Annotated in this window: 19 protein-coding genes; 10 read left to right on the forward strand and 9 right to left on the reverse strand. The window is 59.9% G+C overall.

The features are described 5' to 3' along the window. Positions 1 to 124 precede the first annotated feature (124 nt). Entirely contained in the window at positions 125 to 502 is a 378-nt protein-coding gene (locus QZ268_RS18535) for an aspartate-semialdehyde dehydrogenase (RefSeq protein WP_295455470.1), read from the forward strand. A 278-nt stretch (positions 503 to 780) separates the two neighbouring features. Continuing rightward, positions 781 to 2,445: a mucoidy inhibitor MuiA family protein gene (locus QZ268_RS18540; protein WP_295455472.1), complete on the forward strand. Its 1,665-nt coding sequence runs from the start codon at positions 781 to 783 to the stop codon at positions 2,443 to 2,445. A gap of 343 nt (positions 2,446 to 2,788) precedes the next feature. Here QZ268_RS18540 and QZ268_RS18545 read toward each other — a convergent pair whose 3' ends face one another. From QZ268_RS18545 to hpaD, 7 genes are all read right to left on the reverse strand, one after another. Next, positions 2,789 to 3,859 carry a branched-chain amino acid ABC transporter permease gene (locus QZ268_RS18545; RefSeq protein WP_295455474.1) on the reverse strand — a complete coding sequence of 357 codons (1,071 nt, stop codon included), beginning with the start codon at positions 3,857 to 3,859 and terminating at the stop codon, positions 2,789 to 2,791. After that, positions 3,856 to 4,887, reverse strand: a complete 1,032-nt coding sequence (locus QZ268_RS18550; protein WP_295455476.1) for a branched-chain amino acid ABC transporter permease — start codon at positions 4,885 to 4,887, stop codon at positions 3,856 to 3,858. Before QZ268_RS18550 ends, QZ268_RS18545 begins: the two co-directional genes overlap by 4 nt. Before the next feature lie 86 nt (positions 4,888 to 4,973). Continuing rightward, on the reverse strand, positions 4,974 to 5,696 hold the full coding sequence (locus tag QZ268_RS18555) for an ABC transporter ATP-binding protein (RefSeq protein WP_295455478.1): 723 nt from the start codon (positions 5,694 to 5,696) through the stop codon (positions 4,974 to 4,976). Further along, complete coding sequence (locus tag QZ268_RS18560) at positions 5,689 to 6,465, reverse strand: ABC transporter ATP-binding protein (RefSeq protein ID WP_295455481.1); 777 nt, start codon at positions 6,463 to 6,465, stop codon at positions 5,689 to 5,691. The genes QZ268_RS18555 and QZ268_RS18560 overlap by 8 nt, the downstream gene beginning before the upstream one ends. 155 nt (positions 6,466 to 6,620) lie before the next feature. Next, complete coding sequence (locus tag QZ268_RS18565; protein ID WP_295455482.1) at positions 6,621 to 7,796, reverse strand: substrate-binding domain-containing protein; 1,176 nt, start codon at positions 7,794 to 7,796, stop codon at positions 6,621 to 6,623. 200 nt (positions 7,797 to 7,996) lie between these two features. After that, positions 7,997 to 9,406: a pyridoxal-dependent decarboxylase gene (locus QZ268_RS18570; protein ID WP_295455484.1), complete on the reverse strand. Its 1,410-nt coding sequence runs from the start codon at positions 9,404 to 9,406 to the stop codon at positions 7,997 to 7,999. 74 nt (positions 9,407 to 9,480) lie between these two features. Further along, on the reverse strand, positions 9,481 to 10,461 hold the full coding sequence (hpaD, locus tag QZ268_RS18575) for a 3,4-dihydroxyphenylacetate 2,3-dioxygenase (RefSeq protein ID WP_295455486.1): 981 nt from the start codon (positions 10,459 to 10,461) through the stop codon (positions 9,481 to 9,483). Between the two features lie 143 nt (positions 10,462 to 10,604). Here hpaD and hpaR point away from each other — a divergent pair, with 143 nt between their 5' ends. Beyond that, positions 10,605 to 11,039, forward strand: coding sequence for a homoprotocatechuate degradation operon regulator HpaR (hpaR, locus tag QZ268_RS18580; protein ID WP_295455488.1), 435 nt, complete (start codon positions 10,605 to 10,607; stop codon positions 11,037 to 11,039). 21 nt (positions 11,040 to 11,060) lie between these two features. Here hpaR and QZ268_RS18585 read toward each other — a convergent pair whose 3' ends face one another. Together QZ268_RS18585 and QZ268_RS18590 are read right to left on the reverse strand one after the other, a co-directional pair. Continuing rightward, positions 11,061 to 12,326 (reverse strand): DUF4147 domain-containing protein, encoded by a 1,266-nt coding sequence (locus QZ268_RS18585; protein WP_295455490.1) that lies wholly within the window; start codon positions 12,324 to 12,326, stop codon positions 11,061 to 11,063. Positions 12,327 to 12,461: 135 nt separating this feature from the next. Beyond that, the gene (locus tag QZ268_RS18590) at positions 12,462 to 14,018 is read right to left on the reverse strand and encodes a sulfatase-like hydrolase/transferase (protein WP_295455492.1); all 1,557 of its coding nucleotides are present in this window, start codon (positions 14,016 to 14,018) and stop codon (positions 12,462 to 12,464) included. A 218-nt stretch (positions 14,019 to 14,236) separates the two neighbouring features. Between QZ268_RS18590 and QZ268_RS18595 the strand changes: the two genes are divergently transcribed. From QZ268_RS18595 to QZ268_RS18625, 7 genes are all read left to right on the forward strand, one after another. Then, positions 14,237 to 15,043, forward strand: a complete 807-nt coding sequence (locus tag QZ268_RS18595) for a DeoR/GlpR family DNA-binding transcription regulator (protein ID WP_295455494.1) — start codon at positions 14,237 to 14,239, stop codon at positions 15,041 to 15,043. A 1-nt stretch (position 15,044) separates the two neighbouring features. Continuing rightward, positions 15,045 to 16,748 (forward strand): Na/Pi cotransporter family protein, encoded by a 1,704-nt coding sequence (locus QZ268_RS18600; protein ID WP_295455495.1) that lies wholly within the window; start codon positions 15,045 to 15,047, stop codon positions 16,746 to 16,748. A gap of 95 nt (positions 16,749 to 16,843) precedes the next feature. Then, positions 16,844 to 17,683, forward strand: a complete 840-nt coding sequence (locus QZ268_RS18605) for a hypothetical protein (RefSeq protein WP_295455496.1) — start codon at positions 16,844 to 16,846, stop codon at positions 17,681 to 17,683. A 282-nt stretch (positions 17,684 to 17,965) separates the two neighbouring features. After that, a complete protein-coding gene (locus QZ268_RS18610) occupies positions 17,966 to 19,090 on the forward strand; it encodes an extracellular solute-binding protein (RefSeq protein WP_295455498.1) in 1,125 nt (374 codons plus the stop codon). A gap of 161 nt (positions 19,091 to 19,251) precedes the next feature. Beyond that, on the forward strand, positions 19,252 to 20,364 hold the full coding sequence (locus QZ268_RS18615) for an ABC transporter ATP-binding protein (protein ID WP_295455499.1): 1,113 nt from the start codon (positions 19,252 to 19,254) through the stop codon (positions 20,362 to 20,364). An 11-nt stretch (positions 20,365 to 20,375) separates the two neighbouring features. Then, complete coding sequence (locus QZ268_RS18620; protein ID WP_295455501.1) at positions 20,376 to 21,296, forward strand: ABC transporter permease; 921 nt, start codon at positions 20,376 to 20,378, stop codon at positions 21,294 to 21,296. Beyond that, positions 21,293 to 22,573 (forward strand): ABC transporter permease, encoded by a 1,281-nt coding sequence (locus QZ268_RS18625; protein WP_295455503.1) that lies wholly within the window; start codon positions 21,293 to 21,295, stop codon positions 22,571 to 22,573. Before QZ268_RS18620 ends, QZ268_RS18625 begins: the two co-directional genes overlap by 4 nt. Positions 22,574 to 22,598 lie beyond the last annotated feature (25 nt).

Consider the following 22,598-nt stretch of genomic DNA (forward strand, 5'->3'; position numbering starts at 1 on the left):
TTTTACACTTTAGGTTAGGGGGGCTGCTTCGCAAGAGGCGGCCCTTAATCTTTTGCAGGGCTGCCCAAATCTGGCCACATAACGCAATATCCTGAGGGTGGGATATGAAAACGGGGTTTGAGCCATGTACTCGAAAGATTTTGAACGCGAAACACAGACAACCGGCGACGCAGCCATGCAACAGACGGCCTGGTCAAGTGCCAGTGATCAGGACCGTATGGATACCGAAATGGCCATCCAGTTGCGGATCATGCTGACACCACATTTTCAAGAGGCCAAAACCTGGTCAGAGCTGCGCTCGGGGCTGCAGGGCAAGGGCTTTTACATGAAACGTGCCAAGGGCCATATGCATCTTTATGACGCGCAGAGCCATGTCAAAATCTGCACCTGTGCCTTCTTGGGCTTTCCTGCCGCAGATCTGGAACAGCGGTTCAAACGGGTGCGTCCGGTGCGCAAGGCCCCAACCCGCATGATGGCAGCTGCCCCTGTGGCGCAGCACTGATCTGATCCAGGGACTATGCTCTTCCCATTGGCGCTGCCCGCGTGCAGTCTGCGTCGCGCAGCCAATGAGGTTCAAAACGGTGCCAGAACGGCGCCGTTTTTGCTTTCTTGAGGTGGCGAAGCTTCGGCAAATTTGCGCCAGATCGCAACTGCTTGGCAACTTCTGCTTTTAGCTGCGCCTTGATACTCTACTGTCAGGACTATTGAGCGGGTCGACTGCTGTTTCACTCAGGGGCGGTGGGACAGGGCCTGCACTCCAAACCTGATTGTGAGATATTCATGCGTTTTTCCCTCTCCTTGCTGTCGTTGCTGGCCAGTTCGGTCGCCAGCCTTGCCTGGGCCGATGAGATTACCGTCAACAGCCAGGTGACCGAGGTCACGGTCTACCCAGAGGTGGCTGCGATCACCCGCCGTGCGGAGTTTGACCTGCCAATCGGTCAACATCGTCTGATCCTGAGCAATATTCCCTATTCGGCGGATCTGGAAACGCTGCAACTGGATCTGACCGGGGCGCGACAGACGGCGCTGTTGTTCCGTGAGGATGGCGCGCCGCCTCGACGGGCTGACGATCCAGAGGTTCTGGCGGCTGAGGCGGTGGTCACAGAGGTTGAGGCCCGTATTCAGGCGGTTCGCGATGAGGCAAGCCGGGCCGAGAGCGACGCGGCGGCGGCGCAAACGGCGATAGGGTTTTTGCAGCAGCTGGGCAGCAATGAGGGCCTGGCAGAGGCTGGCGCGGAGGCCCTGCGCGATATCACCCGGATGATCGCGACGGAGGCCGGTGCCGCAGGCAAGCAGGCGTTGGAGGCCCAGATCCGCGCCCGCGCCATCGAGGATCAGCTGGAGGACCTTGCAGAGGAGCTGAAAGATGCTGAACAGGCCCTGGCAGCCGTCGCGGTTCAGGATGCAAACCGGTACTATCTGGTGGTTGCGGTGGATGTGATCCAAGCCGGACCCGGCGCGCTGGAGCTGAACTATTTTACCAGTGGCTATGCATCCTCGCAGCCAAGCTATGAGTGGCATTTGACCACAGGGGAGACCCCCGAGTTGGAACTGAAGCGCGGCTTTGACCTCTGGCAAGCAACCGGCGAGAACTGGAACGGCGTTGATCTGACGATATCAACCCTGCAACCGGGCGAGCGCGGGACACCTTCCCACATCAACGCCCTACAACGGTGGCTGCAGGACCCGCGCCCGGAACCAAAAATGCGCAACCAGGATTTTGCAGCATCCGATGATTCCGGAGTTGGTTTGCTGGCGCAGCCAATCGTCGAGCCCATGATCATGGAAGAGGGCGCTGGCGGTGTGCAATGGGGGGCGGATACCAGCGGACCCGGGGCCAGCTATCATTTTTCCCATCCTGTTTCCATTGCCTCAGGCCCGGATATTCTGAAGCTTGAGATGGACAGTCTGACCACAGAGGCCGAGGTACTGGCAGTTGCGGTACCGATGCGGGATGAAACCGCCTATCGGGTGGCGAAGTTTACCAATGATTTTGACGGTGACTTGCTGGGAAGTGCTCGGGTGCCGATGTTTGTGGATGGCAAACTGGTGACCTTTTCGAAGTTCGAAAGACTGGCCGTTGGGCAAGAGGCTGAACTGGGCTTTGGCGCCCTGCACGGGCTGCGCCTGACACGGAATGTGTTGCAGAAAAGCGAAGGTGAGCGTGGGATGATCTCGCGCAGCAACCAGCAGCAGGAAGTGGTCGAGATTTCTGTGGAGAACCTGACGGGGGAGACCTGGCCGCTGCGCCTGATGGACCGGGTGCCCTATAGTGAGCAGGAAGAGCTGGAGATCAGCTGGAGTGCCGCGCCCAGTGTCAGCGAGGAAAATGTCGACAAACAGCGCGGTATTCTGGCCTGGGAGTTTGATCTGGCTCCGGGAGCGGACCGGCTGATCCGTCTGGAAACCACCTTGAGCTGGCCTGAGGGCAAGCTGCTGCGCTGAGCCAGATTTTGTCCAGGCCATATACCTCCATCAGGCCTTGCGCATAAAGGGGGTGGCTCCCGCCCGGAACGGGAATGGATCAAAGATCCACCCGTTCCCGTTGGGCCCAGCACCGCTGTCGCGGTGCTGGTTTTGTGAGGGGGCACCGCTGGCGCGGTGCAAAAAAGAAAGTCTGCTGAGAAGGCCCTCAGGGGCAGGTCTGCCCTGAGGCGCCTGTTCTAAGTTTGTGAAAGGGCTGCGCGTCAAGGGTGAACCGCGCTGGCGCGCGGCCGCTTACAGCGGCCCTTGACCCGCGAAACACAGCGACCCGTAGGTGGCCGTTCGTAAGGTGCCAGGGGCCGGGCTAGCGGTTTTCGCGCAGCCGCCCCACAACGCCGGTTGGGAAGAAGTAGACGCTGAGGATAAACAGCACACCCAGCCAGAGCAGCCAACGGTCGGCGCTGAGCAGGTCTGGCAGCAGCGGCAGTCCCTCGACCAGATGAGAGGCGGCGCCCATCAGGTTTTGCAGGTAGTTCTGCGCCAGCACAAACAGGGTGGCGCCGATCATCGCACCATAGAGCGTGCCCATGCCGCCGATGACCACCATCAAGAGGATATCAATCATCAGCTCCATCGACAGCACGGTGTCAGGGCCCACATAGCGCAGCCAGACCGCATAAAGAGAGCCCGCCAGCGCGGCAATTGCCGCTGAGAGGCAGGTGGCGGCGACACGGTAGTAGACCACCCGGTAGCCAATGGATTCGGCGCGAAAGTCATTTTCGCGGATTGCCTGCAGCACCCGGCCAAAGGGGGAGTTTACCACCCGCAGCAGCGCCAGAAACAGCAGGGTGGCGCCAATGAAAACAAAGTAGTAGGCGAGCAGTTTGCCGTTCAATTTGACGCCAAAGAGAGTGCCGCCAAAGGTGTCTTTGCCAAATTTGAAGGCGGGGCCAAGTTCGCGCGGGGTTTTGAAGGTGAGGCCATCCTCGCCGCCCGTCAGGCCCGAGAGCTGGCTGACAAGCACCGCCACCGCCGAGGCCACCGCGAGGGTGATCATGGCAAAGAAGATAGCCCTGACGCGGAGCGAAAACAGCCCGATCAGCAGCGCCAGAGCCGCTGCCAGACCTGCGCCTGCCAGGGCGCCGATGGCGATGGCATCAAAGCCGCGCCCCATATGGGCAGAAGTCAGGGCAACGCCGTAAGCACCGATGCCAAAGAACATGGTATGGGCAAAACTGACGATACCGCCATAGCCCAGCAGCAGATCATAGCTGGCCACCAGCACGATAAAGATGCAGATCCGCGCCGCGGTATCAACGGTGCGCACGCCGGGAAATAAGAAGGGGGCCAGCGCCAGGCAGAACAGAATGCCGCCAAGGATCAGCGCCAGTGGCAGGGAACGCGGCATATCGCCAGAGAGAAGAGAGCGGATCATTTTGCTTTTACCACCGGAATCATACCCATAGGGCGCCACATCAGAATGGTGACCATCAGGGCAATATTGGAAATGAGGGCGGCTTTGGGCTCGATAAAGGCGATGTAGTTCTGCATCAGCCCCACCAGGAGCGCGCCGATGAAGCAGCCCTCAACCGAGCCAAGCCCGCCGATGATCACCACGATAAAGATCAGGATCATCGCGTGATTGCCCATATGGGCGGTGATCACCTCTTGGTAGAGCGCCCACATGACGCCCCCGAGCCCTGCAAGGGCAGAGCCGGCAATAAAGACACCGACAAAGACCAGCTTGAGCCGGTAGCCAAGCGCCTGCACCATTTCACCGTTTTCGACACCAGCGCGCACGATCAGGCCAATTTTGGTGCGGCGCAGCACCCAGCGCATGGTGGCAAAGACCGCAAGGCCCACGGCCACCGCCACCAGGCGGTATTTTTCGATTGCGGCGCCGGCAAAGGTCACGGCGCCTTTCAGGGCTTCGGGGCGGTTGAAATAGATCTCTTCCGGTCCCCAAAGCACGATGATCAGCTGTTCCACCACGATGAGCCCGCCCATGGTGACCAGGATCTGTTTCAGGTGATGGCCATAAACGGGGGCGACAATGACTTTTTCAAAGGCATAGCCCATGGCGCCAGTGGCCAGCATGGCCCCGATGACAGCCAGCAGCACCGCGCCGAGGTTGAGCATCAGCGAGGGGGCTTCGGTCAGGTGGCCCAGTCCCATCAGCACGGTGATGCCGACAAAGGCACCGACAGAGACAAAGGCACCATGGCCAAAGTTGATCACATCCATCAGGCCAAAGACCAGCGTCAGTCCTGAGGCCATGATGAAGATCATCATGCCCATGGCGAGGCCGGAAACTGTGAGGGTCAGCCAACTGGCGGGATTCAGGATCGCGAGAAATCCGGCGATGGCCAGCAGCGGCACCAGCAGGACGGGCATATAGGGGCCGATGCGCTCAGACAGGGTGGCCTGGGCCATCGTGGGCGCATGTTCGGGGGCGGCACTCATATCAGAGCCTCCATCAGTTTATAGGGCGCGGGGGCGGAGTATCCAGCCGGGAACGGGCTGGGGGAGAAGCTTTGGAACCGGGACATTCAGTGGGTCTCCATGCTGAGGCCCATCAGCCGTTCCTGCAGGGCAGCATCGCGGCCAAGGTCCGCCATGTCACCTGACCAGATCATGCGGCCATCATCCATCACGTTGGCGCTGTCGCCCAGGGCTTTGGCGACGGCAAAATTCTGCTCCACCAATAACACTGAAGCACCCTGATCTTTGAGATCTTTCAGAGCCTTGGCCATGGTCGAGATGATTGCGGGCGCCAGGCCTTTGGTGGGTTCATCAATCAAGTATAGCTTACGTTCTTCGATCATCGCGCGGGCAATCGACAGCATCTGTTTTTGCCCGCCTGACAGCGTGCCGGCATCGGATTTCCAGAATGTTTTCAGCGGCGGGAAGGCGGTGAAGATCCAGTCGAGCCGGGCCGAGTTGATCGGGCCGCTGACCGCGGCGAGGGTCATGTTTTCCTCAACCGTGAGATCGGCAAAGATGCCCATGTCTTCGGGCACAAATCCGATACCAAGACGGGCTATGGCCGGGGTGGGCAGTTTGGTGATGTCGGTGCCGTCAAACAGGATGCGGCCCTGATGGGCGCGCCAGTGGCCGATGATGCTGCGCAATGTGGTGGTTTTGCCAACACCGTTGCGCCCCAACAGCATGGTGACTCCGCCACGGGGCACCGCCAGATCGACGCCCTGTAGAATATGGTACTGAGCGATATTGGTATAGACGCCCTCCAGCGTCAGGATGGCATCAGACATCTGCGAGAATTCCTTCGAGACCACGGCCCATATAGGCTTCTTGTACCACATCAGAGGCCATGACCTCAGCCGGGGCGCCATCTGCGGCCAGGGCACCATTGTGCAACACGATAATGCGATCGGCGAGGCTGCGGATCACGTCCATCTTGTGTTCGACCAGCAGAATGCTGCGGTCTTTTTGCTGTTTCAGCTCGGCAATCAGATCCAGCACCACCGGGGCCTCATCGACGCTCATGCCTGCGGTGGGTTCGTCAAACATATAGACATCCGGGTCCTGAGCGATCAGCAGGGCGACCTCCAGTTTGCGCTGGTTGCCATGGGACAGCTCCGACACCACCTGATCCCGTTGATCCAGCAGATGCACCCGGGCGAGGATCTCTTCGGCCTGATCCGTCAGGTCCTGGTGACGCGACACCATGGACCACAGGTTAAAACCACGCCCCAGTTTTGCCTGCACCACCAACCGCAGGTTTTCCAGCACGCTCAGCCCTGGAAACAGATTGGTCAGCTGAAAGGCGCGGCCAATGCCGGCCTTGGTACGGGCAGAGACCGAGGCGCGGGTGATGTCGCGACCGCGCAGTGACACCTGACCGGCGGAGGCCGGGATCTGGCCCGATATCAGGTTGAAATAGGTGGTTTTTCCGGCGCCATTGGGGCCGACAATCGCGGTGAGCTCACCGGCGTTAAACGCGCAGCTGACGGCATCAACAGCCACATGGCCACCAAAGCGGACGGTCAGGTCACGGGTCTTCAGAATGGGTTGGGTCATTTTGATCTCGGAGTGTTCTCTGCAGGCACGTGCCGCGCAACTGGCTGCGCGCCCGGTCTGAGAAAAGGGGCAGACTGGGGCCGCGCGGCCCGCTGCTGAAAAACCATGGCCCAAAGATGAGATCCCTGGGCCATGGAGATTGACTGTTTACAGGGTTACTGGTTGCGGATCGGGATTGGCATCTCGTCGATCGGCAGTTCGCGTACCAGTTCTGGCACCGCCCATTCCACACCGTCCTGCACGGTCAGTTTGAAATGGTACATGGTCTGCAGTGCCTGGTGATCCTCCGCCCGGAATCGCATGGTGCCTTTGGGAGTTTCCCATTCCATGCCTTCCATCGTGGTGATCAGCTCTTCGGTGTCGGTGGAGCCCGCCTTGCGGATCGCCTCAACTGCGGCGATGCCTGCGGCCATGCCCCCGGCAGTGAAGAAATCAGGCGGCCCATCAAAACGCTCAAAATGGGTTTTGACCAGCCAGTCGTTTACCTCATTGTCGGGCAGCTCGTAGTAGTAATAGGTGCCGCCCTCCATGCCTTCATAGTCTTTGAAACCTTTCAGCGCGGCGAGGATATTGCCAACCCCGGCAAATTCGATGCCAAAGCGGCCCGGATCCATGGCGTTGATCTTGCCCAGCGGGTTGCCACCCCCGGCCCATATCACAAACAGCTTTTTGGGGCCGTCCAGGTCTTTCATGGCGTTAAAAATGCGCTCACCCGCGGCGGTAAAGTCGGTGGTGTCGGTGGGGGCGTATTCTTCGTGAACCAGTTCGATGCCCTGGGTGGCCAGGGCCTCGCGGAAGGCGGCGACCCCGTCGCGGCCAAAGGCATAGTCCTGCGCCAGAGTGGCGATCTTGACGTTGTCAGCCGCCAGCGCGATGGCGCTGGACACCGCGTCCTGCGATGAATTGCGCGAGGTGCGGAAGATATAGCGGTTCCAGTTGGCGCCGGTGATGCTGTCGGCCACGGCGGGCTCAACAATCAGGATCTTTTCGTATTCTTCGGCAACCGGCAACATTGCCAGGGCCACGCCCGAGCTGACCGGACCAATGGCGAGATCAACTTCGTCGTCGCCGTAAGCCTCTTCCAGCAGGGCCTTGCCGTTCTCTGGTTTCAGCTGGGTGTCTTTTTCGATCACCACGATTGGCTCACCATTGATCTCCATGGTGCCGCCGGTGGCATATTCCAGCCCCAGCATCAGCCCGTCGTGGCTTTGTTTGGCATAGGCTTCAAACGGGCCGGTCTTGCCATAGATATGGGCAATCTTGATATCTGCAGTGGCGGCCGAAGCCAGTGCCAGTGCAGAGACCATTCCTGCTAGCAAAGTGCGTGTCATGTCGTTCCTCCCTGAGGGCGCGCCAATGTGTAGGGCTGGCGCAGTCTCGCTCCTGTGCCTTCAGGCTAACGGCGGCCTCGCATTTTGGTCAATTGCAGGGAAATACGTATGTCGCCTCTCTCCCGCCCCGCAGGCTTACTGTGCCTCTCCCCCGGCTGCAAGCGACAGCCAGAGGAGCCAGACGAGGAGCGGCTGGCGCGTTAGAGCGTTGCGGCGATTTCGGTGATGACACCGTGGGCCATCATCACGTCGGCCTGGGTGGTTTCAAACTGACCGGCCTGAAAGCGGATCACCAGATCGCCATCCACCCGCGTTTGAGTGAGGTAAATTCGCCCGTCATCATTGATTGCATTGACCAATTTGAGGTTCAACTCATCCAGATCGGAGGCGCCTTTGGGGGCATAACGAAAGGTCCAGAGCGACCACATCGGCGGGGTGACGATCTCAAAATCCGGTGTCGCTGCCAGCTTGTCATGCAGGGCTCCGGACCAGCTGATGTGGTTTCGCAGGCGCTGCCGCAGGCCCTCCAACCCATAGGTGCGGATCAGGAACCAGATCTTGAGCGCGCGGAAACGCCGCCCCAGCGGCACCGACCATTCCGAGTAATTGATGATACCGTCTTTGCCGTGGGTTTTCAGATACTCGGGGCTGATCGCCAGGGTCTGCACCAGATCGTCGGGGTTTTTCAAAAAATGCGCCGAGCAATCAAACTGCACGCCCAGCCATTTATGCGGGTTAAAGACAATACTGTCGGCGCGCTCGACCCCGGGCCAGTAATGGCGGTATTCGGGGCAGATCATCGCCGATCCCGCCCAAGCGGCGTCGATATGGCTGTAGAGCCCGTAGTCTTCGGCGATTTGCAGGCACTCATCCACTGGGTCCGTGGCGCCGGTGCCGGTGCCGCCAACGCATAGTATCAGCCCGGCAGGCTGCATCCCGGCGGCGATGTCGGCCTCGATTGCTTGGCGCAGCGCGGCAGGGTCCATGCCGCGCCAGTCGCCTTTGATCGGCACGCGCACCAGGTTTTGCTGGCCAATCCCGGCGACCCAGATGGCGCGATCCACCGAGGTATGCACTTCGCTCGAGCAATAGATCCGCAGCGGTTTCTGCGCAAACAGCCCCTGTTGGTTGCCCTGCCAGTTCAGCGCCTTTTCTCGCATGGTGAGGACCGCGGCCAGGGTCGCCGACGAGGCACTGTCCTGAATGACACCCTGAAACTCCTCGGGCAGATCCAGCGCCTGGCGCAGCCAGTCCATCATCCGGGTTTCCATCTCTGTGGCCGCCGGAGAGGTCTGCCAGAGCATACATTGTGGCGCGATGGCAGAGGTCAGGAATTCCGCCAGCACCGAGGGCGCAGCGGCATTGGAAGTGAAATAGGCAAAGAAACGCGGGTGCTGCCAATGGGTGATCCCCGGCATCACGATCTCTTCAAAATCGGCAAAGATCGCCTCCATGCCCTCGCCGCCCTCGGGAGGCGTTGCCGGCAGGGCGTTCAGCACCTCGCCGGGTTCGGTGCGGGCGCGCACCGGCTTGTCGCCAACGGTCAGGTGATAGTCCTGCGCCCAATCCGCAATGCGGCGGCCCCAGCCTGAGAATTCATCCCATTTCATTGTCAAAACTCCAGTGTTCGGGCCTTGGCCCGGATAGCCGCCCCCAAGGGGAGGGTGCTGTCCTAATTGCTATACTAAGGGGCGATAATTGGCTGTGCCGTCAGGGCGCTGTCTTGGGTGGTGGCGCCTTCGAAGGTGGAGCCCTCTTCGAACCAGCTGCGCGGCGCCGGTGCCCCCCAAAGCGTTTGGCGCTGTGGGTCTTTCAGGGACCATTTGATGGCCTCGTGGTCGGGATCAACGGTTTGATAATCCGAGCAATAGATCTCAATCCGATGGCCGTCAGGGTCGCGCACATACAGAAAGAAGGCGTTGGAGATACCATGGCGGCCCGGGCCACGTTCGATATTGTCGACATAGCCGGTGGTGGACATCAGATCGAGCAGATCAATGATGTTGAGCGGCGTCGGCACCCAGAACGCGCTGTGATGCAGACGTGGCCCGGTGCCATTGGTAAAGGCAACATCATGCACGCCGCCCTTGCGGTGCATCCAGGCAGCCCAGACCTTACCGCTTTCGTCGTCCTCTGTGTACTCCGTCACCCGGAAACCGATCTCGTTGTAAAAGGCGACAGAGGCATCCACATCCGCCGAGAACATGTTGAAATGATCAATCCGCAGGGGTTTTACTCCGTTATAGAGCCGATATTCCTGATGGATCGGTGCCATGCGCTCCATCTTGACGTAGAATTCCAGCGGAATGCCCCAGGGGTCACGGGTGCGCAGGGTGCGCCCCATGTGGGGGCGTTCAACCCAGTCCACCGGCAGTCCTTTGTCGGCAAAGAATGCGGCGGCCTTTTCAAGATCGGGCGCATCATAAAGCTTAAAGCCCAGCACGCCGACTTCGGCCGTGTCCGCCTGGACCAGCACGATGCAGTGATGGCCGCGCTCCTCCATAGCCCGCAGATAGATGTGGGTGTTGTCTTCTTCGGTGACTTGAAGACCGAGAATCTCGACATAGAATTTGCGAGAGGCCGCCAGATCGGTGACGCGGTACTCCACATGGGACAGCCGAACGATGTTGAAAGGGGGATAAAGCACGGGGGCGGGAACTGGCATGGCTGGGCTCCTGTTGGGGACCGGAAAGCCGAAAGGCTTCACATTTGTTGTTAACATGTGTAGCTTTTGGGGGGTAGTTTGTCAAACAGTGAAAAATCGCGACCGCAATTGCCTTTAGGCAGGATTATGAGTGATAAGCAGATATGAAGAACAGATTGCCCTCTACCGCCCGCTCCTTGCCGATCGCCCTTTTACGGGCGCGTGAACGAGTCATGGGACCGATCCGGCATCTGCTGAGCGATGTGGATCTCACGGAACAGCAATGGCGGGTGCTGCGGGTGGTGCAGGAAAGCAACGGCATTGATCCAACCGAGATCGCCGATCAGGCCTGCCTGCTGCTGCCCAGCCTGACGCGGATCCTGCAAAAGCTGGACGAAAAAGGCCTGATCAGCCGCGAGCGCGACCAAGTGGACCGCCGCCGCCAGGTGATCCGCATCACCGCGGCAGGGGCCGAAATCATCGAGGCCAATATTGCCGCCAGCATCGCCATCGTCGAGCGCACCCGTGAAAAAATGGGGGAGGAGCGTTATGAAGCGCTGCTGGATCTTCTCAACGAGCTCGATGCGATTGATCTGTGAACGGGCTTGAGGGGCAGAACCCTAGTCTGCTGCCCGTCGCAGAAAAACCTGAACATCCGCCACATTGGTGCCAGTGCCGCCGCAGATCAGCAGGGCCTCGGCGGCTTTGAGCGCGGCGTAGCTGTCGTTATTGGCCAGCAAAGCGGCAGGGTCTTGGCCCGCCTCGGCAATAGCCTGCCAGGTCTGCGGGGTGGCAAAGCCGCCGGCCGCATCGGTTGGGCCGTCGCGGCCATCGGTGCCAGCGGATAGGAACAGCCAGTCTCCGCTCAGCTCGGAGGCGCCGCGCTGGGCCATGCGCAGGGCCAGTTCCTGGTTGCGGCCACCGCGCCCATCGCCCCGCAGGCGCACGGTGGTCTCCCCGCCAAAGATCAGCGCGACGGGCTGGTCCGCTGGCGCTGCCTTGGCCGCGTGCAGGATTTCTTCAACCGCTTCACAGACATCGCCAGTCAGATGATCGCTGACCAGCTGCGGCTGCCATCCCAGGGCGCAGGCGCGCTCCATCATCGCAGCCAGGCTGTGACGGTTGGAGCCGATGAGGCTGTTTTGTGCCTCCGGCAGGGGGCTGGTGGGCGACTGCTGTGCCAGATGGGTTTTGACTGTCTCGGGCAGATCCTGCCAGATCCCGGCCCGCTGCAACAGCGCGCATGCTGCCGCGCGGTCCCCCAATGGCGAAACGGTCGGTCCCGAGGCAATGGCGCGCAGATCATCGCCAATCACATCCGACAGGATGTAGGCCTGCACCGATGCCGGGGCCGCATGGCGCAGCAACCCGCCACCTTTCAGCTCGGACAGGTGCTGGCGCACCAGGTTCATCTCATTAATGTCCAACCCGGAAGACAGCAGCGCCGCACCAACAGCGGCTTTGTCTGCCAGGCTGATCCCCGCCGCAGGCGCCACCATCAGCGACGACCCCCCACCCGAGACCAGCACGGTGATGCGGTCCTGCGCGGTGGTTTGCGACACCAGATCTATGACCGCTGCGCCTGCATCGGCGCTGGCCTGATCGGGCACCGGATGTGACCCGGCCAGAACCCTGGCGCCGGGGACCTCTGTCAGGTTTTCCGGGTTGGTGATCACCAGCGCCTGACGCGGCTCTGGGATATGGCGCAGCATTTCCTGCATCATCGGAACCGCCGCTTTGCCGAGCGCCAGGATATAGTCCTGCCCGCCGGGTTCCAAGGCAGGGAGCGGGGTTGCGAGCAGCGCCTGGCTGAGCGCTTTTGCCGGATCGGCGCGGGCCACGGCGGCGTCAAACAGGGCGCGGGCGTCTTGGGGAAGGGAGGACATCTTGATCTTTACCTTGCGTTGCCAGCGGGCGAACCCGCGCCGTGTTACCGCTAAATCTATGGCGGTTTTGCCTGAGCGCCAGGGGTTAGGTCAAGGGGGCGGATCGCAGTTGGGGGGGAGAAAGCGCTGGCGGGGCTAGGCTCCCGGCCTGTGGCGCTTTTGCTGGCGTGGCCCATCGGTTGTGATGCTATGCAGCGACAGGCTGTGATCGGCGTTGCGCATCCGGTGGCGCAGCATCTGCCGGGTCAGCCGTGCCAGATCCGCCTGCAGCGCCGGGGCCTGTGCCAGGTTTTCCATTTCGCCGGCGCCCTGATGGTCAAACAGCAGCGGCGGCATGTCGGCGGCAAACTCCACCAGGCTGAACCGCCCGTCGCGCAGAATGGCGAGGCTGGACTGGGATGTCGGGGTGGCAAGCATCTGTTGCCAGATCGTCTGCGCCTGTGGGTCGCCAAAATCCAGCTCGGAATAGGTGTATTGCCGCCAGTCAGAGGGGATTTCACCGCGCAGCAACGGCACCAGCGAGGCACCATCCATTGAATTGGGAATCTCCTGCCCCACCCAGTCCAGAATGGTCGGAGTGAGGTCGATGGATTCGGTCATCTGCTGCACCACCGACCCGGCCTGCGCGCCATTGCCGGGCATACGGATGATCAGCGGAGTTTTATAGGCGGCGTCATAGACGGTGAACTTGCCCCAGCTGTGGCGGTCGCCCAGCATCTCACCGTGGTCGGCGCTCAGCACCACCAGGGTGTTGTCGTCCTGGCCGCTGTCTTTGAGGAACTGCATCACCCGGCCGATATGGGCGTCCACTTCGCTTGCTAGCCCCAGATAAAGCGCCCGCAGGGTTTGGATATTTTCATCCGTTGGCTGCAGATCAGGAAAGCCCAAAACCGTAGAAGCCGGGGGAGAGGCCTGGGTCGTGGGGGTAAAGAACGGATGCATTGCGCATTCCTCCGCCACCGTGCCATGGCGCAGAGGCAGCGGCAGATCGGCGGGATCATACATCGCATTATAGGGCGCAGGCGCCACCAGCGGCGGGTGTGGGCGAATATAGGTGAGATGGGCAAACCAGCTCTGATGGCCATAGGCGGGCATGGTGGCCAGAAACCGATTGGTCAAAAAGGCGGTGTCACTGTCGTCTGCCGAATAGGGCGCCGGATCGTTCAGCCGGGCCGGGCCACCAGTGGGCGAGACCGGCCTGTGCAGATCCCAGTAGGTGTCAAATGTATAGCCCTTGGAGAGCAGATCGGCGCGCCAAGGATAGGACATCTCCAGCCGCATCTCCAACATCTCCTGAAAGCCGTCCATATGCTGTTCATAGGTGCGGATGGCTGGATCATTGGGGTGATGGGTGCGTGGGTCACGGGCGGTATCGGTATAACCAAACAGCATCGGAGTGTATCCCGCCTTGCGCATCTCGCCGGGCAGGGTGGGGGTGTCATGGCGCAGCGGGGTGCCGTTGCGCACCGAGCGATGGTTCATCGCATATTGCCCGGTGAGGATTGACGCGCGCGAGGGGCCGCAGGGGTTTACCACGGTATAATTTTGCTCAAAGGTCACCGCCTCTGCCATCAGGGACCGCAGGTTGGGCAGGGCGACATGCGCGGCGAGCGCGCCTGTCAGGCAATCGGCCCGCAGCTGGTCGATCAGAATGAACAGCACGTTCTTTTTCTGGGCTTGATCGGTGCTCATAGGCTGGAGTCCTTTGTCAGCTGGGGGCCTCATTGGCGCAAGATAAGCCTGTCATTTGTAATTTGGGAAGAGGGTTTCTTGACGATTTTGACCGCAATTGACCGATATCGAGAGAAATTTTGGGAATTTGTGGGGTTTTCCTTGCCATGTTGGCGCTAACCTGACATTTTGCCGCAAAATTGTGAACTGTATCTGCCGTCTTTGTGGAGTTTTGCCCGATGCCCCGTCCTACAGCGCCGTCCCACCGGGAGGTTGAACTGCTTGAAACCCTGCGGCGGTTGGGCGGATCCGGGCGCAGCGCCGAGCTGGCGATGATGCTGCATGTGTCGGAAGAAACCGTGCGCCGCACCATCAAGGCCCTGGCCAAGGCGGGCTCGGTTGAGCGGGTCCATGGCGGAGCCTACCTGGTGGGGCCGCGCGGCACGGGCGAGGCAGGCCCCAGCTTTTTCCGGCGCATGGGTGAGAACCCAACAGAGAAGGCGCAGATTGCGACAGCGGTTTTGCCCAGGATCACCGATGGCATGACGGTATTTCTGGATGTGGGATCCACCACCTCCTTTGTGGCAGAGGCCCTGCGGCAGCGTCGTAATCTGACGGTGGTGACCAATTCCATCGGGGTGGCGCAGCTGTTGGCCAACCACAATGGCAACCGGCTGCATCTGCTGGGTGGTGAGATGTGTCGCGACGATCGCGGCACCTTTGGCCCGGTGGCCGAAATGCAAGCTGCCCGATTTGCCTTTGATGTGGCGATTTTATCTGCCGATGCGCTGTCGCCAAAATACGGGCTGTTGTTTCACAACGCCGCCGAGGCAGAGCTGACCCTTGCTGTCACTGCTGCGGCTGAGCGGATCATGGTGGTGACCACCCATGCAAAATTCTCCGAGAGCGCCCCACATCGTGGGCCAGACCCGCAGCAACTGACGCATCTGGTCAGTGACCGGGAGCCGGGAAAGAAACTGGCGCGGTCGCTGCTGGACTGGGGGGTAGAGTTCACCCTGGCCACCGCAATATCCGAAGAGGCATGATATGGCCATTTTGACGTTTCTCATCAGCCTGGCTGGGGCGACGATGTTTTTGTTGTTTGCCGTGCGTATGGTGCGCACCGGCATCGAGCGCAGCTATGGCGCCTCGTTTCAGCGGCTTTTGACCGGAACCGGCAGCCAGTTGCATGCGGGTGGTGTCGGCGTTGGGATGGCGCTGGTCCTGCAAAGCTCTGCGGCGGTCACGCTGCTGGTGACGGGCTTTGCCTCTGGTGGGTATCTGGCTTTTCCCACCGGGTTGGCCATCGTGCTGGGGGGCGATCTGGGTTCGGCTCTGATTATTCAGATCCTGTCCTTCGATCTGGACTGGCTGGTGCCGGTGCTATTGGCGGTGGGGGGCTACCTTTTTGTCAAAACCGAGGGCAAGAAAACCCGGCAGGCGGGGCGGATCCTTATGGGGATCGCCTTTATTCTGATTTCGCTGCGCTTTTTGCGCGAAGCAATGGATCCTATCCGTGACAGCGCCTTTTTGCCCGCCGTGGCAGGCTATCTGGCGCGGGACTATATCACTGCCTTTCTGGTGGGGGCGGGGCTTGCCTTTGTGATGCATTCCTCGGTGGCGGCCATTCTGATGTGCGTGACCCTGGTGCAGATCGGCGCCATCCCCTTTGAGGCCGGTCTGTCGCTGGTGTTGGGCGCAAATTTTGGCTCTGGCTTTATCCCGGTCTGGCTGAGCCGCGGGATGAGACACAGCGCGCGGCGCATCCCCTATGCCAACCTCGGCCTGCGCGGCACCTGGGCGGTGACCTGCCTGCTGGTGGTGAATTCTGGCCTGGGTGACAGCCTGAGTGCGAGCCTGGCGGCCGCGCTGCAGATCGGGCCGCAGGTTGGGGCGATGGGCGGGCAGATGCTGGTCTATCTGCATCTTGCCTTCAACGGCACACTGTTGCTGCTGGCGCTGCTGATCTGCCGCCGACTCGAGCCCTTGATGACACGCCTGATGGCAGAGCCCCCGGTGCCGGAAGCTGGCCTGACAGGACGACCGCCGAGCGCTTTGGAGCCGGGGCACTATGGCCCACCGGCGCAGGTTCTGGCCAATTTGAAACGGGAACTGTTGCGGATGTCTGATCTGGTCGAGACCATGTTTCGCCCGCTCTCGGACCTGTATAAAACCGGTGATGGTGCGCAGATCAAGGCAGTTCAGGAGCTGGACCCCGAGGTCGATGCCTGCCTGTCAGGGATCCGTTCCTATGTGGCCGATATTCCCGAACAGGACTTTACCCCGGCTGAGCTGAAACAGGCCCGTGAAATGGTGGAATATGCCATTCGCCTGGAAAGCGCCGGCGATGTGGCGGCGCGGCGTTTGGCGGTGCTGGCGGGGGAGCTGAACAAAAAACACCTGCGGTTCTCCAAAGAGGGCTGGGACGAAATCCTGCATATGCACGAGGCGATCATGGCCAATCTACGGCTGGCGTCGAATGTGCTGATTTCAAACGATCTGGAAAGCGCCCGGTTGCTCAATCTGGAAAAGACGGAACTCAAACGGATGGAGCGCGACAGCCGCAAGCGCCACCTGAAGCGGCTGCAGCGGGGTACCGGGCACAGTTTTGAAACCTCGGATATTCATCTGGAAACCCTGCGGGCGCTGCGCGAGTTCAACAGCCACGTGGCGGCGGTCTCTTATCCGTTGCTGTATCAGAATGGCCAGCTGCTGGAGACCCGATTGATCGAAGAGATGGAAGCCAGTTGACCGCGCGGAACAGGCTCTAAACAGGCTCTAAACAGGCTCTAAACAGGTTCTAAACGGGGCGTTTTATCGCCAGAATTAAAAAGGTTTCCCGGAACATGACGCCCTTTGTTGTTGCCATCATTCTGTCAGCCGCGCTGCTGCATGCGGTTTGGAACGCGATTGTTAAAACGGCGGCGGATCGCACCACGACGCTGGGGCTGGTGGCGCTGGGCCACGTCATTCCCGGCGCGGTCATGGTGGCCTATTTGCCGCTGCCGGAATTGGAAAGCCTGGGCTATGTAGCGCTGTCTACACTGATCCATTTTGGCTATTTCTACATGCTGGGACAGGCCTATCGCCATGGCGATCTGAGCGTGGTTTACCCCATCGCCCGTGGCGTTGTCCCTGCGCTGGTGGCGCTGTGGGCGATGGTCTTTGCCGGGGAGTTCCTGCCGCTGCAGGCCTGGTTCGGCATTGGCCTGATTGGTCTGGGGATCCAGCTGAGCAGCTGGCAGGCGCTGAAATCAGGGGTGGGCAGCACTGCGTTGCGGTATGCGCTGGGCACTGGGGTCTGTATCTCGCTCTATTCGCTGGTCGACGGTCTGGGGGTTCGCCTGTCGGGCAATACGCTCAGCTATTGGGCCTGGGGCGCCTTTGGGCATCTGTTTATTGCCGCCTTTATTGGCCTGCGCCGACGGCAGGTGCTGGCGCAGATCCCGGCGCGCAGTTGGTTGATCGGCATTCTGGGTGGCTTTGTCTCGATGACGGCCTATGGCCTTGTGCTCTTTGCCAAAAACTTCGCACCGCTGGGGGCGGTCTCGGCCCTGCGCGAAACCTCGGTCATTTTTGCCGCCCTGATTGGCTTCGTTTTCCTGCGGGAAGGCAACTGGATGCGCCGTCTCGGGGCGGCTGTGGTGATGGCGCTGGGCGTGGCCATGATCGGGCTGTCTGTTTGACAGGCACTCGCCCTGTCCAAGCCGGGTTGCAAGGCTGTTTACATTGACGGAACGGCTTGGGAGGCGCAAACTCCTGTTACGACACCACCTTATTCTGCAAGGGTTAAGGAGAATCGGGCGATGTCACCTGAAAACTGGAGCCATTTTTTTGCCGCTGCGGCATTTTGGCCTTATCAGTTTTTGAAACTGTCACTGTTTGTTGGGCGCAATGCCTCGCACTCTTTAATGTACCAAAAACAATAAAAAACGATACCAACAAACCCACTAGGGAGAAATTTGAATATGACTACCAAATCTAGCGTCACTCGCCGGACCCTGCTGAAAAGTGCCGGTGCGGCTGCTCTTGCAGCGCCGCTCTATTCCAAAAGCGCGCTGGCGTCTTCGGGTGAAGTCAACATTCTGATGTGGTCGGACTACCTGCCCCCAGCCTTTATCGAAGGCTTTGAGGCAAAGACTGGCATCAAGGTGAATTACACCGGTATTGGTTCCAACGAGGAAATCATCAACAAGATGAAGGCCACCAAGGGTCAGGGCTTTGACATCGTCTCGCCCACCAACAACCGGTCGCTGCAGTGGGGCCCACTGGAGCTGCTGAAACCCTTTGACATGAACAAAGTCAACATCGACGCGGTGAACCCGGCGATGGCAAAAATCGGCACATCGGCATGGAACTTTGACGGCGCCGGCGTGCATTGGCTGCCTCATATCTGGGGCACCGAAGGTGTCGCCTACCGCACCGACAAATGGCTGCCAGCCGGCGACGCGCCGTCCTATGGCGATGTCTGGTCGGAAGAAAACGCCGGCAAAACCATGGGCCGTGCCCATTCGATGATGCTAGGCGCGGGGCTCTACATGGAAGCCTCTGGCGCAATGGAGCCTGGCTCCGTCTGGGCGGCTTATGGTGACGAAGACACCATGCGCGAAGTTTGGGGCAAGATCACCGACTGGTGTATGGCGCGCAAAGACCGGATCAAGCTGATCTGGAACGATGCCGACACCCAGAAAAACGGTCTGCTGAACGAAGGTGTTGTGGTTGGTCAGACCTGGGATGGCCCACCACTGGCGCTGAAAGCAGCAGGTGAGCCAGTGCATTATCAAGCGCCTGTTGAAGGCGCGATGGCCTGGGTTGACGGCATGTCCATGCCCGTTGGTGCCAAGAACGAAGAGCAGGTCTATGCCTTCATCGACTACGCCTTTGGCAAGGAAGCTGCTGGTAAGGCGATCGACAGCCACGGCTACAACTCGCCGGTTCTGGGTGCAGATACCTTCTCGGGGGATGTCTACAAAAAGAACTTTGCCGAAGCCTATCCTGGCGACAGCCTGGCCAATCTGAACCCCTGGCCTGCCGAAGCGCCTTGGTATGCTGAAGTGCGGACCGAGTTCGTCAATAAGTTCAAAAGCGCCTGATCCGTTTTTGAGCCAACTGGCCCCTGGATCGTCCAGGGGCCAGCCTGGGCGCCATGCATGTCCCATGGACGCATCACACACATCTGAATGAACAGAGCAGCCTGTTTGCGCCGGGGGTATTCTCCACCGGGCAAAGGAGCTGTGAGCTGAGGAGAGACCACATGAGTGCTGGGGTCGGCGTAGATCTTGAAAACCTCTGGATCCGCTTTGGAGATTTTGTCGCCGTGCGCGACGCAAATGTGCATATCAACGGAGGCGATTTCTTTTCCTTCCTTGGGCCTTCTGGCTGCGGCAAAACCACGATTTTGCGCGCTGTTTCGGGGTTTTTAGACCCTAGCGAAGGTCAGGTGTTGATTGGCGGCAAGGATATGAAGGGCATCGGCCCGAACAAACGTCCCACTGCGCTGATCTTTCAGAATCTGGCGCTGTTTCCGCTGATGAAGGTCTGGGAGAACATAACCTTTTCCCTGGAAATCAAAGGCGTGTCGGCGCGGGACCGTCGCAAGCGCGCAGATGAGCTGCTGGACATGATCGCGCTGCCGGGGCAGGGCGACAAACTGCCCTCGGAGCTGTCAGGTGGCCAGCGCCAGCGGGTGGCCATTGCCCGTGCTCTTTGTGCGGAACCGGATGTTTTGCTGCTGGATGAGCCACTTTCGGCGCTGGACTTGAAACTGCGCCAGCACATGCGGACCGAGCTGCGGGAAATTCAAAAACGCGTTGGCATCACCTTTATCTACATCACCCATGATCAGGGCGAGGCGCTGACCATGTCCGATAATATCGCGGTGATGCGCGCAGGTGTCATTGATCAGATTGGTGATGGCAAGACCATCTACAACGACCCGGCCACCGCCTTTGCTGCGTCTTTTGTCGGCGAAAACAACGTATTCCGGGGCAAGGTGAAACAGGTGACGGGCGACACCGCAATGATCAGCACAAACCGGTCAGGGGATCTGCTGGCGCGGGTTTCTTCGGCCAATCAGGGCAAGATGAAACCGGGGGATGACGCGATGATGTTCATCCGTCCCGAAGCCTTTGCCCTGGCACCGGTCGGCACCGAAGGCGATCACTTTGTCACCGCCACCGTCACCAACGAAGAATTTGAAGGCAACAGCTTCAATATCTTCATGGAAGGCGAAGGCGGCAAGGAAATGAAGGTCTCGCTGCCGAACCTTGGCCAGTCTTTTGACAGCCACAAGGGGCAACCGATGACCCTGCAATATGATGTCCAGAACGCTGTGGCCCTGCCCGCTGGCGATCTGGCCACCGAATAGGGAGAGCGGCAATGCCTCGTTTCCTAAAAGAGTTTTTTGACCGCAATGGTCTGGGCATTGGCTCACTGATGCTGGGGCTGGTGCTGTTCTGGACCATTGGCCTGATCATCCTGCCGCAGCTGTCGATGCTGGATTTCTCCTTCCGTCCCAACCTGCCACCGCCTGAGATCGGCGGGCCAAAAGACGTCTATACGATGGAGAACTACAAATATTTGGTCTTTGGCCCCGAAGGTGGCAGCCAGGACTACAACGCGGTGGATCTCAAGGTGTTTTACCGCACCCTGATCGCGGCGATATTTGTCACCATTTTCAACCTGATCCTGTGTTACCCGATCGCCTATTACCTGGCCCAGACCAAGGGCAATCACATCCGTATCTTTGCGTTGATGCTGATCATCCCTTACTGGATCAACGAGATCCTGCGCGCCTTTGCCCTGCGCATCATCTTTGGCGAGACCGGCGTGCTGAACAATCTGCTGGTGGCGGCCGGGATATTTGATACACCCTTTGACTTTGTCCGCAACGATATCGCGCTCTATGCGGGCCTGGGCTATGCCTATATCCTGTTGATGATCTTCCCGATCTACAATGTGATCGAAAGCCTGGACCGAAATCAGATCGAAGCGGCGCGCGATATGGGCGCCAGCTGGTCAATGATCCACCGCCGGGTTGTCATTCCCTATGCCAAACCGGGCATCAGTTCGGGTTGTACCATGGTGTTCATGTTGTCAGCCGGGGCGCTGGCGGCACCGCAGATCCTGGGCGGGCCTTCCTCGCTGTGGTTCACGCAGCTGATCTACCAGCAATTCAACGATAACTCTGACTGGCCACAGGGCGCGGCCTATGCGGTGGTGCTGCTAGTCACCTGTATCCTCTTGGTGCTTGCTCTGATGCGGGTCTTCAAGGTGAACATGGGGGATATCGGCAAATGAAGAACCTTTCTCTTATGCGCCTCAGCATCTGGGCCTATCTGGCAATCTTCTTTGCCTATCTGCTTGGGCCGCTGGTGATCATGTCGATCACCGCTTTCAACTCGCCCGAGTTTCCGCGGGCGACGCCCTGGGAATGCCTGACCTTTGAGTGGTTTTCGGCTCTGTTTCAGGACGAACGGATCCTGAATGGCATCAAGAACTCCATCCTGGTGGGCGCAGGCACCGTTGTGCTGTCGGTGGCCATGGGGCTGGCGGGCGCATTGATGCTGACCCAGATCTGGCCCAAGCTGCGGGCGACCTACTACACCATCATCATTGCGCCAATTCTGGTGCCGGGTGTGGTTATTGGTATCTCGACGCTGGTGTTCTGGGACCGGATCAACCGGATGGTGGGCCTGGGGGCGGACAGCTTCCTGTCCAACGGCTTGTTCCTGACGGTCATTGGTCAGTCTACATTCATCGCCAGCTATTGCATGCTGGTGCTGGTGGCACGACTGCAGCGCTATGACATCGCCCTGACAGAGGCGGCGCTGGACCTGGGCGCCACCCATGCGCAGGCCTTTCGCAAGGTGTTGTTGCCCTTCATGAAGCCCGCCATTGCCTCAGCCGCAGTGTTGGCCTTTCTGGCGAGCTTTGAAAACTACAACACCACCACCTTCACCTTTGGGGAATACCCAACTCTGACCATCGAGTTGGCACAAAAGGTCCGCTACGGGATCACCCCGGCCATTTCGGCGCTGGCCTTTATTATCGTTTTGCTCACGGTGTTTGCTGCCCTGTTCAACGAGGCCAATATCCGCCGCAAGGAACTGGTGGCCGAGGCCCGCAAGGATGCCACGGTGGAAGAGCTGAGTTCAGGCCAGTTCAAACTGCCCGGCTTTCTCAGCTCCAACTGGGCGGCTGTTGCCCTGGTGATTGTGGCCTGTGCCACGGTGACCGTGGTTGGCACGGCGACTGTCTATAGTCCGCAGCAATGTATCGCGGATGTGCAGGAGCAAAAGCGCATGGAGTCCGAACTGCGGATACAGGAACTGCTGCGCCAGCGTGAGCTGCGCCGTCAGCAGCAGCAGGAAGAGCAGGGCGAAACCGCGCCGGTTCAGTCCCAGCCTACTACCGGTAACAACTCAGGTTTTGGTGGCGTCTTTGCCCCCGGCACCCTGAGCGGCGACGGGGCAGAGGCCGAGACCGAAAGTGAGGGCAACAACTCCGGCTTTGGCGGTGTTTTTGCCCCCAGTACCCTAAGCGGTGATGACGCTAGCGAGGGATCCGACAACTGATCTCTTGCCAGTTGCTAGACACACA

Origin of the sequence: uncultured Pseudophaeobacter sp., assembly GCA_905479575.1 — a bacterium.
Classification (GTDB): domain Bacteria; phylum Pseudomonadota; class Alphaproteobacteria; order Rhodobacterales; family Rhodobacteraceae; genus Pseudophaeobacter.